Raw genomic sequence first — 12863 nt, 5'->3', positions numbered from 1 at the left:
AATCCGGTTAGGACGGCTGGTGCCGAGGCTTGCGACGATTGCGCATCCACAGAGTCGCGGCGAGGAAATAGAGTGCAGTTGGTACCACGATCAGGTTCTGGAAGGCCTCCAGGTGAGCGATAACACCGCCTTCCTCGAGCCAGGCCCAGCCAGCAGCCCCCAAGATGATCAACAGGCATCCGATGGCAATGAAGTACCAAGGATCACGGACGTTGACCGGCGCCTGTTGAGCACTCATGCCAACGGTCTCCTCCGGTTGTACTGGCCCATAGGCATCAAGGTAAACGTCATCGTCATGATGCTTCTCTACGCCAGTGGCCCGACACAGCAGGGGATAGGCGACCAAGCTTGCCAGCCATCCAGGAATGAACAGCGCGAAGAGATGCACGGAACCCTCGAGCAGCAGGGCAACCCCTACACCAATACCGATGATCCACGCCAGGACGGCCGGCTTGTTGTGGCGAAGCCCTTGGGCTTCGCGCCAGAAGGGGCGCATGCCAAGTCGCGGCAGGAGGAAGTGTTCGGCCACGATGATGGCGCCGATCGGTGCGATCAGGATGAAGAAATAGGACAACACGTTCAGCCACTGGGTGAACACGAACGGAAAACAGGCGATGAGTGTGGTCACGACGCCCGCCGCGACGGTGACACTAACGCGGGAGTACTGCGTGAAGACGGACTGGAACGCCAATCCAGCGCGGTACAGGCTCGGGATTGACGTGGTCCAGCCGGCGACCACCACAGCGACCAGGCCCATGGCGCCGAGGATACGGAAAGCGATGCCACCGGGATCCATGCCGAGTAACTCGGACTGAGCCAGCAGTGCGGCGGTGGCACCCATCAGGCCGGCGCAGACCCAGGCCATGTAGTGGCCGATGTACATGCCGGCCGCGGAGAAGTAGCCATAGGAAGACTTGCGGGCGAAGCGCAGGATGCTCATGTCGCTCATGCCAAGGTGCATGGGCAGGTTACAGCCCCAGGCCCAGGCCGCGATCACCCACATGGAAATGCCGGGATCGCCCTCTGGCGTCGTACCGGACCACACGAAGGTATCGACCACGCCGGATAACGTCGCGAATCCCTCGAGCTCGCCCATGTGCAGCAGTACCGGAACGGATATGACGCCACTGGCCAGGAACATGGCCGCCATCCATGGCGAACAGACGGTAGAGAAATTGGCGATCAGCTTGAAGCCCTTGATCGTCATCCACACGGTGATGGCGCCGACGAACAGCACCAGCGCGACGAAGCTCAAGCTTTGAGGGTACCAAGCCGTTTGCGGGGGGATGCTGGTGACCACGCGAAAGGCCGAGGCCGATACGGTGATCATGGCGCCGGCGGTGACGGCGAAGATCAGACCATTCAAGAGGCTGTAGACGGCAGCAAGGCGTTTACCGGCGAGGCGCTCCAGGTACCAATAGATGGTCATGCGAGAACGTGTGGCTAATGGGCTGCAGATCCAGGCCCAGGAGAGCACTGCCATCAGGTTGCCGATCAGCAGGCCCCACAGCAGGTCGACGGTGCTGACCCCCAGCGAGACCAGGGAAGCCCCGATGACGAACTCGGTGCCGGCGACGTGTTCGCCAGCGTAGGCGCCGAGAAAATACTTGCCGCTGAGCTGCTGGCTGGGGGGGATCCTCTGGCGCTCGAATTCTCCGGCTCCGCCGGTGCCATCTACAGGTATTTCGCTGGCGGCGTAGGACTGGGCTGGCGTGCTCATGTGCCTCGCTCCTTTCTTTTGTAAGTAATCCACCGGGGGCGCTACCGGTGAAACAAATGGAATGCTTGTTTTAGAATATAGATTCCATAAAGTTTTCATTCAATATAAGCGTTCCATACTTTGGTCTACCCCCTGAGAAGCGGTTCGTCTGGCCGGCAAAGGGGGGGGGCAGCGGTCGAGCGCATGAAAAACGCGCCATGGAGGCACCACCGGTTGCCTTGACGCGCCATGACGCGATATTCCGACTCCTGAGCCGGTGTTTCCCAGCGTTCACGACACAGGACTAGTCTCGCGTTCCGGCCTGAAGAAGCAGCCTGCCGGGACATCGGACTCTTCCAGGAACTGTGCCACGCCGTCGCTGAACGACCAGTCGGCGTCGCGGTTCTCGGTGATCACGATCATTACGTTGGCGGGGTCGATGTCGGCATGTAGGCGAAGATCCTCCGCGATGCGCCGATAGAAGGCCTGCTTGGCCTCAATCGGGCGGCCGGCGCGCATGGTCAACTGCAGGACCACGGCGTCGCCGCTGCGCTGCTGTAGCTCCATGTCTTCGGCCGGCAAGCACTGGAGGAGCTGGTAGCGATCGTCTGCCGGGAAGTCGAGCGTTTCGATCACCGCGGCATTGACCAGGTTGGCAACCTGCTTGCGCCAAGCGGCGGGACGATGGGCGGGTACACTGATGGTCACGAGGGGCATGGCGTAGACTCCTGAAAAAACGCCGGGCACGAGGCCCGGCGTGAAGATGGAACGCGAGATCGGGCGTTGGTCACAGGGTCGGCATGGTGAAGTGGTTGGTCTCTTCACGAATGCCGCTCGGCCAGCGCTGGGTGATGGTCTTCATGCGGGTATTGAAGCGCACCCCGTCCGGGCCGTGCATGTGCAGCGGGCCGAACAGCGAGCGCTTCCAGCCGCCGAAGCTGTGGAAGGCCATGGGCACCGGGATCGGCACGTTGACGCCGACCATGCCGACCTGGATCTGCTCGCAGTACTGGCGCGCGGCGTCGCCGTCGCGGGTGAAGATGGCGGTGCCGTTGCCGTACTCGTGGGCGTTGATCATCGCCACTGCGTCGTCGAAGCTCGCCGCCCGGGCGATGGCCAGCACCGGGCCGAAGATCTCTTCCGCGTGGATGCGCATGCCCGGTGTGACGCGGTCGAACAGGGTGCCGCCGACAAAGTAGCCGTCGCCGCTGCCCTCGATGACGGCCTCGCGACCATCCACCACCAGCTCGGCGCCTTCCTCGACGCCGGTGGCGATGTAGCCCTTGACCTTCTCCAGGTGCTCCTTGGTGACCAGCGGCCCCATGTCGTTGTCGGGGCCATCCACCAGGCCCGGGCCGACGCGCAGCGTCTCGAGCCGGGCGATGAGCTTCTCGCGCAGGCGCTGGGCGGTCTGCTCACCCACCGGCACCGCTACCGAGATCGCCATGCAGCGCTCCCCGGCGCTGCCGTAGGCCGCCCCCATCAGGGCATCCACCGCCTGATCCAGGTCGGCATCGGGCATGATCACCATGTGGTTCTTGGCGCCGCCCAGCGCCTGGACCCGCTTGCCGTGGGCGGAGGCGGTGGCGTAGATGTACTCGGCGATCGGGGTGGAGCCGACGAAGCTGACCGCCTGGACGCGCTCGTCGGTGAGCAGCACGTCGACCGATTCCTTGTCGCCGTTGACCACGTTGAAGACGCCGTCGGGCAGCCCGGCCTCCTTGAGCAGCTCGGCCAGGCGCATGGGCGTGGACGGGTCCTTCTCGGAGGGCTTCATGACGAAGGTGTTGCCGCAGGCCAGGGCGATGGGGAACATCCACATCGGCACCATGGCCGGGAAGTTGAACGGCGAGATGCCGGCGCAGACGCCCAGCGGCTGCATCATCGAGTAGCTGTCGACGCCGGTGCCGACGTTCATCGAATGCTCGCCCTTCTGCAGGTGCGGGATGCCGCAGGCGAACTCCACCACCTCGAGCCCGCGGGTCACCTCGCCCTTGGCGTCCGAGAACACCTTGCCGTGCTCGCGGGAGATCATCGCCGCCAGCTCATCGGTATGGGCCTCGACCAGTGCCTTGAACTTGAACAGGATGCGCGAGCGCTTCAGCGGAGAGATTCGTGACCAGGCGGGGAAGGCATCATGGGCAAGCCGCACGGCTTCAAGGGTTTCGTCCGCGGTAGCCAGCGCCACCTGGGCGCTCTGCTCGCCGGTGGCCGGGTTGAAGACCGGGGCGTAGCGCTCGCTGCGGCCCTCGACGATGCTGCCGTTGAGAAAGTGGTGAATCTGGTTCATGTCGGATACCTGTGTCGTCAAAGATGTCGTCGAATATTGATGTCTTCGAAGCTCGCGTCATCGCATCGCGATGACGCCTGCTGCGTGTCGGGTCGTGGCGTCGCGGGCGGCCTACTTGCCGATCGTGAAGCCGGCCTGTTCGGCGAGGGCATGCAGGTTGCGATAGCCCCGCCGGGCATAGGTCAGCGGGTCGGCCACCTTCGGGTCCTGCTCGGCCTCCACTACCAGCCAGCCCTGGTAGCCGTTGTCGCGCAGGTGCTGCAGCGTGGGCAGGAAGTCGATGTTGCCGTCGCCCGGCACGGTGAAGAGGCCATCGAGCACTCCGTCGAGGAAGCTCTTGTCGCGGTTGCGCCATTCATCGAGTACCGGGAAGCGCATGTCCTTGCAGTGCACATGCTGGATGCGGGAGGCGTAGCGGGTGGCGATGGCGAGCGGATCGCCGCCGGCACCGACCAGATGCCCGAAATCGAGCAGCAGGCCCACCGAATCGCGGGTGTTATCCATCAGGCGTTCGACATCCGCCTGGCTTTCCACCACGGTGCCCAGGTGGTGGTGATAGGCCATGTGCACGCCCTGTGCCTTCAGGTAGTCGCCGACCACGTTGAGGCCCTCGGTGAGGCGCACCCAGTCGGCGTCGCTGAGAGTCGGGCGCTGGGAGACCGGGCGGGACTGGTCGCCGTGGATGCAGCGGCTGACCTCGCAGAACACCATGGCCTTGGCGCCGCACTGCTTGAGCAGCTGGAGGTGATCCTTGATCGCCTCGATCTCCTCCTCGGGGCTGCGCTCCAGCAGGCGGCTGGAATACCAGCCGGAGACCAGCGACAGGTCATGGTCACCCAGCACCTTCGACAGGGCATCGGGGGTACGGGGAAACTTCTGGCCGAGCTCGAAGCCCGAGAAGCCGGCCTCGCGACCCTCGGTCAGGCAGGTCTCCAGGGGGGTGTCGCCGCCGAGGCTCGGCAGGTCGTCGTTGGTCCAGGTCAGCGGGTTGATGCCGAGGCGAATGCTCATGGCGTGCTCCTTGAAGGCGATGCGGCCGCCGGGGTGGCGTCAGGCGACCGCTCATGGTGCGTGTCAGTCAGTGATTGCCGGTGAGTGCGCGGTGGCTCTCTGGTGGCGGTTCAGCGGTGCTGGCGAGCCTTGGCCTCGACGTAGCCGCGATAGGCCGTGTTGACCTCCTCGCGTTCGGAGACCTCCGGTACCGCGACGTCCCACCAGGCGCCCCCCTCGGCGGTGCTCGGCAGGGGATCCGTGTCCAGGGCGATCACATAGGTCGACGAGGCCTGGCGGGCACGCACGAGCGCCGCCTTCAGGGCCGCGATGCCGCTGACCGACTCGGCCTGGCAGCCCAGGGCGCGGGCGTGGGCGGCGAAGTCGGTCTTGGGCGCGCCTTCCGGGACCGTGCGGCAGTCCTCGAGCAGGTTGTTGAAGCCGGCGCCGCCGGTGGCGTGCTGCAGCCGGTTGATGCAGCCGAAACCGCGGTTGTCGAGCACCACCACGATCAGCTTGTGGCCGAGCATTACCGAGGTGGCGAGCTCCGAGTTGTGCATCAGGTAGCTGCCGTCACCGACCATCACGAAGACCTCGCGCTCGGGCCGGGCCATCTTGACGCCCAGGCCGCCGGCGATCTCGTAGCCCATGCAGGAGAAACCATATTCCACGTGATAGCTGCCCGGTCCGGCCGGCTGCCAGAGCTTGTGCAGCTCGCCGGGCAGGCCGCCGGCGGCGCAGACCACGGTGCCGTCCTCGCCGGCCTGGCGATTCACCGCACCGATCACCTGAGCATCGGTGGGCAGGGGCAGGCCATGATCGGCGGTGACGCGGGTCACTACCTCGTCCCATTCCCGCTTGAGACTACCGGCCTGCTCGCGCCATGCGTCGTTCGCATGCCAGTCCCCGAGGGCGGCGGTCAGCCCCTCGAGCCCCTCCCGCGCATCGCAGGTCAACGGCAGGGCATGGTGCTTGGCGCTGTCGAAGCGGCCGACGTTCAAGGCCACCAGGGTCAGGTCGTCGCGCTCGAACAGCGCCCGTGAACCGGTGGTGAAGTCCTGCAGGCGCGTACCCACGGCGAGGATCACATCGGCCTGTTCGGCCAGGCGGTTGGCGGCCGCGCTGCCGGTGACGCCGATGGCGCCCACGCTCAGGGGGTGGGCATCGGGCAGGGCGCCCTTGCCGGCCTGGGTCTCCGCCACGGGAATGCCGTGGTCGCGGGCGAAGCGGTCCAGCGTCTGGCAGGCGTCGGCATAGTGCACGCCGCCCCCGGCGATGATCAGCGGCTGGCGAGCGCCGCGCAGGGCCGCGAGGGCCTCGTCGAGCTCGACGGCCTCGGGCACCGGGCGGCGGATGCGGTGCACGCGCCGGGCGAAGAAGCGTGCCGGGTAGTCATAGGAAAAGGTCTGCACGTCCTGGGGCAGCGACAGGGTGGCCGGGCCGCAATGCTCCGGGTCGAGCAGGGTGGCGATGGCCTGGGGCAGGCTGGTCAGCAGCTGCTCCGGACGCATGATGCGGTCGAAATAGCGCGATACCGGGCGGAAGCAGTCGTTGACGGTGATGGTCGGGTCATTGAAATGCTCGAGTTGCTGCAGCACCGGGTCTGGATCGCGGGTAGCGAAGGTGTCGCCGGGCAGCAGCAGCAGCGGCAGCCGGTTGGTGTGGGCAAGCGCCGCGGCGGTGACCATGTTGGCGGCGCCGGGGCCGATCGAGCTGGTGACCGCCATCATCTGCCGGCGCCCCTTGGCCTTGGCGTAGGCGATGGCGGCATGCGCCATGGTCTGCTCGTTGTGGGCGCGGTAGGTCGGCAGCTGCTCCTGGGCGTGATACAGCGCCTCGCCGAGGCCGGCCACGTTGCCGTGGCCGAAGATGGCGAAGGTGCCGGCGAACAGCGGCACTTCCTCACCGTCGAGCTCGATGTACTGGGCGGCCAGGTACTTGACCAGTGCCTGGGCCATGGTGAGTCGAATGGTGCTCATGACAGGGTGTCCTCTGCAATGGGCTGGGCGCCGCGCAGCTGATGCCAGGCCTCGATCAGTTCGGCGTAGTTGCCGGCCACGCGGTCGATCAGCTGGCCGTCATCGATGCGGCCGGCCAGCCAGTCGCGGCTGGGAGCGGAGAACAGGGTGCGGCCGACGGTGAAGCCCTTGCACTGGGCATGGCGGGCGGCCGCACTGAAGCCGCGCTTCATGTCCTCCATCGGGGCATCCAGGCCCAGCAGCACGACGCCACGGCAGTGAGGGTCCTGGGCCTCGATGGCCTGGCTGACCGCCTCCCAGGCGGCATCGGTCATGGTCGGCAGCTTCCACCAGTCGGGGCGAATGTTCAGGTGGTAGAGCCGCTGCACGGCGCGGGCCAGGGTCTGGTCGTCGATGTCCGCCTGGTTGGGCGGAATCACCTCGATCAGCAGCTCCAGGCCGTTGTCGCAGGCGGCCTGGTAGAGCTGGCGCAGGCGGGCCTCCTGATCCAGGCGCAGCTCGACCGGATCGTCCGGGTGATAGAACACCAGGCACTTGATGATGTGCTCCCGCGGCCAGTGCTTCAGGCGGCTGCCCAGGTCGTCGCCGTGCTGGAAACGCAGCGGCCGGGAGCTCGGCAGCTCCACCGGGCGGCCGATCCACCAGCCCTTGCCGGTGGCATCGTTCAGGGCATCCTGGCCGAAGAGATCGTCGACCAGGATGGCCGGCGTCTCGAGGCCGGCCCGGCGCGCGCCTTCCTCGGCGGCCTTGACCAGCAGCTGCTTCAGGGCCGGGATCCGGTCGGGGTCGCCGTGGACCTCGCGGGCCATGTCGGTGAGCTGGCGGCGGTGATCGAAGGCCAGGCCGCAGACCCGCGGCCACTCCTTGGGCACGCGGGTGGTGGCGCGGTGAAGGTGATTGAGACCGGCATCCTGATCGGGGCGCTTGACCGAGTTCCGGCGGGCCACATAGTCGAACAGCTCGGCCTCGGTGGGCATGGCCGGCGCGCAGCCGTGGCGCGAGACCACCAGGGCGCCACAGGCGTTGGCATAGCCTGCGCTGGTCTGCCAGTCCTCGCCGCGCAGCCAGCCCCGCAGCAGGCCGCTCATGAAGGCGTCGCCGGCGCCGAGCACGTTGAGCACCTCGACCTTGACGCCTTCGACGAGGATGCCGTCCTCGATGCGTGCGGGAATCTCGTCCTCGAAGACCACGCAGCCCAGGGCACCGAGCTTGCACACCAGAGTGGCGTCACTGACCTCGCGCACCGCGCGCAGGGCGGTGAGGGTATCGGTGCTGCCGCCGGCGATGTGGAATTCCTCCTCGGTGCCGACGATCAGGTCGAAGTCGTCAAGCCAGGCCTTGAGGTCCCGAGTCACGGACTCGTCGGCGATGAAGCGGGTCTCGCCGTCGCCAGGGGAGGTCAGGCCCCAGAGCACCGGCCGGTAGTCGATGTCCAGCACCCGCTTGACGCCATGGGCGGCGGCGGCATCCAGCGCCTTGCGACAGGCGCGAGCGGTGGTGTCGGTGGACAGGTGGGTGCCGGTGATGGCCAGCGCCTTGGCGCGGGCGATGAAGGCCGGGTCGATGGCGTCAGCCTCGATGGCCATGTCGGCGCAGTCGCGACGATAGAACAGCAGCGGGAAGCTGTCGCGATCCTTGAGCGCCAGCAGCACCAGGCCGGTATGGCGCTCGGGGTCGGTCTGCAGGGCGCTTACGTCCACGCCGGTGCGAGCCAGTTCCTCGCGCACGAAGTTGCCCATCTGCTCGTCGCCGACCCGGGACAGCATGGCGGACTTCAGGCCGAGGCGGGCGGTACCGTAGGCCACGTTGCCGGAGCTGCCTCCCAGGTACTTGGCGAAGCTCGAGACGTCTTCTAGGCGGCTGCCGAGCTGCTCCGAGTAGAGGTCGACGGCGACACGGCCGAGACAGATCAGATCCAGAGGATTGGCATGATTCATAGAGTCGATTCCTGCTTGAGGCCGGCGCCCGACGGCGGAGGCTCGATCGGTGGGCTCTAGCGGCCGTGGTTGCGTGATACGTCGGCTTTCATTTCGATGCTAGATAAAATGGAACAATAATTCCAGTAATACAATAGTTGGAACGATGGTTCGAAGTATCGTCACACCATCCCTCACAATGCTCACCAGACAGGGTTGCCCGCCGCGACGGCGTGGCGCCACTGGGTGATGAAATGTGTCACGCAATGGAATAAGCGTTTCGTTGGCGCGTCTTGGTACTCCGCTTCCAGCCGTGGGCACAGCCTGCGAAAAAGGCCCTGAATCCCAACTGCTAGAGCGACATCCAGGGGCCATCCTCATCACGCATGAAGCGCGAGGACTCCTCCGCGTTCATTCTGCCGAACACTCAGCTCGACAGCGCGCCGTCGAAGCCGATATCGCCAGGATCCTGAAGAAGGCGTTTCAGTCGATCTCGGCCTCGCCGATGTTCCGATGCCGGTGCGCGCGTGCGTTGGGGGCGGTGGATTAATGCTGTAGTGCACCTGGAGGAGGAGGGCCATGATCCTACGCAGCACACCTGCGGGGGCGTCCTGTTCATGCACGGTTTTGGCACAGGGGGCGAGAGACACGTCGCCGTCATGGCTTTCGTGCAGCAATCGGCTCGGCTGGTCGAGGTTCTCTAGGCGGGGAAGTCGAGCGGCTCGACGAAGCCCTTTGAGATCGTGCTGGCCCGGGATGCTCTTCAGCGACAAGAGCGCCGGCTCGAGTGCGGCGCTCTTGTCGCCCTGAGCGTCGGCATTGACCAGCGGGCACAGCTCCAGGCCGCGCCCGCCGCAGGCATGGACCAACCGGGCTAGCGGTCGGCCTGGGCGGCACGTCCACATGTTGAACGGGGAGAGGGCATTGATGATGCTCAGGATCTCGACGCCCAGCGCCCGGGCGCGTTCCCGGCGGCGCGTGACTGGTCGAGATCGACGAGGCTGTTCTGGCACACGCCGTCTCGATCCGCTGCCGACGCGTCCCCGGGGTCAGGCCATGTGATTCAAGGCAAATTTCAGCGTCGCTTGAGACATGCTGCATCTCTTTGGCATGAACGGGATTCGTGCAATCGGCATCGCGCTATTCTAGACTAACGTGTAAATGGAATTTTTGTTCCTTTTGCCTATCCTGTGTCGACAGGATGCACGGCATCGCACCAGGCCCCATCAGCGAGGCAGACATCATGAGCCAGACACTTCAAGACTTCTCCACGCTGGAGGAGCGTATCACGGCGGATTATCCGTCGCTGAGTCGGCGCCTACAGCAAACGGCGCGTTTTTTGCTCGATCATCCGCAGGAAGTGGCCTTCGCGACCGTGGCCAAGCTGGCCGAGCGTGCTGATGTCACTCCATCGACTCTGATCCGCTTTGCCAATCATTTCGGCTTCTCAGGGTTTTCCGAGATGCAGCAGCTGTTTCGCACCCGCCTGGTGGACGAGCTGCCCAATTACAACGAGCGCATTCGTGCCGTGCGTACCGCCACCGGTGAGACCCCCGACAGTACCGAGCTGCTGTGGGAGTTCGCCGAGGCCAATCGTGAGGTGCTCGACCAGCTTCCGGGGCGTATCGATCCCCGTCAGCTGGAGCGGGCGCTCGATATTCTGGAGCGCTCGCGCGCCATCCACGTGATGGGCGCGCGGCGCAGCTTCGTCGTCGCCAGCTACATGACGTATGCGCTGCATCATATCGACAAGCGCACTTTCCTGGTCAATGGGCTGGGTGGCATGTATGGCGAGCAGGTGCGCAACATCGAGCCTCAGGATGCGCTGTTGGTGGTCAGTTTCTCGCCCTATGCCGAAGAGTCTCGAGAAGCGGCCGACGAGGCGCGCAAGCGTGAGATTCCGCTGATAGTGATCACCGACTCCAACCTCAGCCCACTGGCCCGCATCGCCGATGTTTCGCTGGTGGTGCACGAGGCTGAAGTGAAGAGCTTTCGCGGCTTGACCGCTTCGCTGTGCTTGACGCAAACCCTGGCGATCTCGCTGGGGGTTCGCCAGGACAAGGCCCGCGAGCGCAGCGGTCAGCCGGATGACGAGGAACGCGCCTGACCCATCGGGGAAATCAATGCGCGATACCTGCCACTAACAAACCATAGGACACGCCCATGAGACTCGCCCTGATCGGCGCCGGCCGTATCGGCAAGGTGCATGCACAGGCCATTGACGCGCATCCGGATGCCCGGCTGGTCGCGGTGGCCGATTATCACATCGCGGCCGCCGAGGCGCTCGCCCAGCAGTTCGGTGCGCGCGTTATCGACGCCGAGGCGGCGTTCGAGGATGCCGAAGTGGATGCCATCTTGATCGCCTCCAGCACGCCGACCCATGCCGACTACCTCGAACGCGCCGCCCGCAGCGGCAAGGCCGTGCTCTGTGAGAAGCCGATCGCCCTCGACCTGGCTCGCACCGGCGAGGCGCTGCAAGTCCTCGAGGCACATCCGGTGACCTGTGCGCTGGGCTTCAACCGTCGCCATGATCCGCAATTTGCGTCCCTAAAGCGTGCCGTAGTGGAAGGGCGGATCGGCGAGCTGGAAACGCTGACCATCATCAGCCGCGATCCGGCGCCGCCTCCCGCCGAATATGTGGCGGCCTCGGGCGGACTCTTCCGCGACATGATGATTCACGATTTCGACATGGCCCGCTGGCTGCTGGACGAGCCGATCACCCACGTGCAGGCCACCGGCAGCTGCCTGATTGACCCGGCCATCGGCGAGGCCGGCGATGTCGATACCGCCATGGTGACCCTGACCACCGCGAGCGGCCGGCTGTGTCACATCAACAACTCGCGCCGGGCCTGCTACGGCTACGATCAGCGCATCGAGGCCTTCGGCAGCGCGGGCATGCTCGAGGCGCAGAACGAGACCGCGACCCGGCTGCGCTTCACCGGCGAGGGCGGTCAGGTGGAGGAGAAACCGCACTGGTTTTTCCTCGAGCGCTACGCGGCCGCCTACGCCCGCGAGATCGACGATTTCGTCACCGCCTGGAAGGAACAGCGCTCGCCGTTGACCGATGCCACGGACGGGCTCGAGGCGCTGCGTCTGGCCGAGGCCGCGGTGCGTTCCCTCGAGGAAGGCCGGCGCATCGCACTGGCTGACATTCACTGACCCGACAGGAGCGACGACCCATGACCTCACTACTGGTACGCCCGCATGCGCCCGACGATCAAGGCACGGTACTCGATATCACGCCGGAATCTGCTGGCTGGAACCACGTCGGCTTCCGGGTGCAACGGCTGGCCCGAGGCCAGCGCTTCGAGGCCAACACCGGCGGTCGGGAACACTGTCTGGTGCTGCTGACCGGTCGCGCCACCGTGACCTGCGGCGAGCACCGCTGGGAGGACATCGGCGAGCGCATGGACATCTTCGAGAAGGTGCCGCCTTACGCCGTCTATCTGCCCGACGGCGTCAGCTTCGAGGTAGAGGCCACCACCGATATGGAGCTTGCGGTGTGCAGCGCCCCGGGACATGGTAACCACGCGCCGCGGCTGATCGGTCCCGACCAGATCAAGCAGAGCACCCGCGGTGACGGTACCAATACCCGTCATATCCAGGATGTGCTGCCGGATTCCGAGCCGGCCGATGGCCTGCTGGTGGTCGAGGTCTATACGCCGGCCGGCAACTGGTCCAGCTATCCGCCGCACAAGCACGACGTGGATAACCTGCCCGAGGAGTCGATCCTCGAGGAGACCTACTATCACCGACTGAACCCGTCTCAGGGCTTCGCCTTCCAGCGCGTCTATACCGACGATCGCAGCCTGGACGAGACCATGGCGGTGGAGAATGGCTGCTGCGTGATGGTGCCGCGGGGCTATCATCCGGTCGGCGCGCCTCACGGCTATGAACTCTATTATCTCAACGTGATGGCCGGTCCCAAGCGTGAGTGGAAGTTCCAGAACGACCCCGCCCACGAGTGGATCGTCAAGCAATGACCGCGC

Annotated in this window: 9 protein-coding genes; 3 read left to right on the top strand and 6 right to left on the bottom strand. The window is 65.6% G+C overall.

Features of this window, described 5'->3' with window-relative positions:
* Positions 1 to 7: 7 nt before the first annotated feature.
* The 6 genes from UYS_RS0211275 to UYS_RS0211250 all read right to left on the bottom strand — a co-directional run bounded on the left by UYS_RS0211275 (position 8) and on the right by UYS_RS0211250 (position 8895).
* Positions 8 to 1720 carry a purine-cytosine permease family protein gene (locus UYS_RS0211275; protein WP_016855615.1) on the bottom strand — a complete coding sequence of 571 codons (1713 nt, stop codon included), beginning with the start codon at positions 1718 to 1720 and terminating at the stop codon, positions 8 to 10.
* A 270-nt stretch (positions 1721 to 1990) separates the two neighbouring features.
* Positions 1991 to 2416: a tautomerase family protein gene (locus UYS_RS0211270; RefSeq protein ID WP_016855614.1), complete on the bottom strand. Its 426-nt coding sequence runs from the start codon at positions 2414 to 2416 to the stop codon at positions 1991 to 1993.
* A 70-nt stretch (positions 2417 to 2486) separates the two neighbouring features.
* Complete coding sequence (locus UYS_RS0211265) at positions 2487 to 3989, bottom strand: CoA-acylating methylmalonate-semialdehyde dehydrogenase (protein ID WP_016855613.1); 1503 nt, start codon at positions 3987 to 3989, stop codon at positions 2487 to 2489.
* A gap of 111 nt (positions 3990 to 4100) precedes the next feature.
* Positions 4101 to 5000, bottom strand: coding sequence for a myo-inosose-2 dehydratase (gene iolE, locus UYS_RS0211260; protein ID WP_016855612.1), 900 nt, complete (start codon positions 4998 to 5000; stop codon positions 4101 to 4103).
* A gap of 110 nt (positions 5001 to 5110) precedes the next feature.
* Positions 5111 to 6958: a 3D-(3,5/4)-trihydroxycyclohexane-1,2-dione acylhydrolase (decyclizing) gene (gene iolD, locus UYS_RS0211255; RefSeq protein ID WP_016855611.1), complete on the bottom strand. Its 1848-nt coding sequence runs from the start codon at positions 6956 to 6958 to the stop codon at positions 5111 to 5113.
* Positions 6955 to 8895 carry a bifunctional 5-dehydro-2-deoxygluconokinase/5-dehydro-2-deoxyphosphogluconate aldolase gene (locus UYS_RS0211250; protein ID WP_016855610.1) on the bottom strand — a complete coding sequence of 647 codons (1941 nt, stop codon included), beginning with the start codon at positions 8893 to 8895 and terminating at the stop codon, positions 6955 to 6957. The genes iolD and UYS_RS0211250 overlap by 4 nt, the downstream gene beginning before the upstream one ends.
* A 1222-nt stretch (positions 8896 to 10117) precedes the next feature.
* Between UYS_RS0211250 and UYS_RS0211240 the strand changes: the two genes are divergently transcribed.
* The 3 genes from UYS_RS0211240 to iolB are packed head-to-tail and all read left to right on the top strand — an operon-like array spanning position 10118 to position 12857.
* The gene (locus UYS_RS0211240; protein WP_040478332.1) at positions 10118 to 10981 is read left to right on the top strand and encodes a MurR/RpiR family transcriptional regulator; all 864 of its coding nucleotides are present in this window, start codon (positions 10118 to 10120) and stop codon (positions 10979 to 10981) included.
* 56 nt (positions 10982 to 11037) lie between these two features.
* Positions 11038 to 12033 (top strand): inositol 2-dehydrogenase, encoded by a 996-nt coding sequence (iolG, locus tag UYS_RS0211235; protein WP_016855607.1) that lies wholly within the window; start codon positions 11038 to 11040, stop codon positions 12031 to 12033.
* Positions 12034 to 12053: 20 nt separating this feature from the next.
* The gene (iolB, locus tag UYS_RS0211230; protein WP_016855606.1) at positions 12054 to 12857 is read left to right on the top strand and encodes a 5-deoxy-glucuronate isomerase; all 804 of its coding nucleotides are present in this window, start codon (positions 12054 to 12056) and stop codon (positions 12855 to 12857) included.
* The last annotated feature ends 6 nt before the right edge of the window (positions 12858 to 12863 follow it).

The organism is Halomonas smyrnensis AAD6 (assembly GCF_000265245.1).
Lineage (GTDB): Bacteria > Pseudomonadota > Gammaproteobacteria > Pseudomonadales > Halomonadaceae > Halomonas > Halomonas smyrnensis.
Note: the sequence above shows the minus strand (reverse complement) of the source record. Positions and strands in the feature narration are given on the sequence as shown.

What these genes read in the sequence shown, in the direction of transcription:
- UYS_RS0211275 (WP_016855615.1), bottom strand. Translation starts at nt 1,720, where the DNA reads ATGAGCACGCCAGCCCAGTCCTACGCCGCCAGCGAAATACCTGTAGAT.
- UYS_RS0211270 (WP_016855614.1), bottom strand. Translation starts at nt 2,416, where the DNA reads ATGCCCCTCGTGACCATCAGTGTACCCGCCCATCGTCCCGCCGCTTGG.
- UYS_RS0211265 (WP_016855613.1), bottom strand. Translation starts at nt 3,989, where the DNA reads ATGAACCAGATTCACCACTTTCTCAACGGCAGCATCGTCGAGGGCCGC.
- iolE (WP_016855612.1), bottom strand. Translation starts at nt 5,000, where the DNA reads ATGAGCATTCGCCTCGGCATCAACCCGCTGACCTGGACCAACGACGAC.
- iolD (WP_016855611.1), bottom strand. Translation starts at nt 6,958, where the DNA reads ATGAGCACCATTCGACTCACCATGGCCCAGGCACTGGTCAAGTACCTG.
- UYS_RS0211250 (WP_016855610.1), bottom strand. Translation starts at nt 8,895, where the DNA reads ATGAATCATGCCAATCCTCTGGATCTGATCTGTCTCGGCCGTGTCGCC.
- UYS_RS0211240 (WP_040478332.1), top strand. Translation starts at nt 10,118, where the DNA reads ATGAGCCAGACACTTCAAGACTTCTCCACGCTGGAGGAGCGTATCACG.
- iolG (WP_016855607.1), top strand. Translation starts at nt 11,038, where the DNA reads ATGAGACTCGCCCTGATCGGCGCCGGCCGTATCGGCAAGGTGCATGCA.
- iolB (WP_016855606.1), top strand. Translation starts at nt 12,054, where the DNA reads ATGACCTCACTACTGGTACGCCCGCATGCGCCCGACGATCAAGGCACG.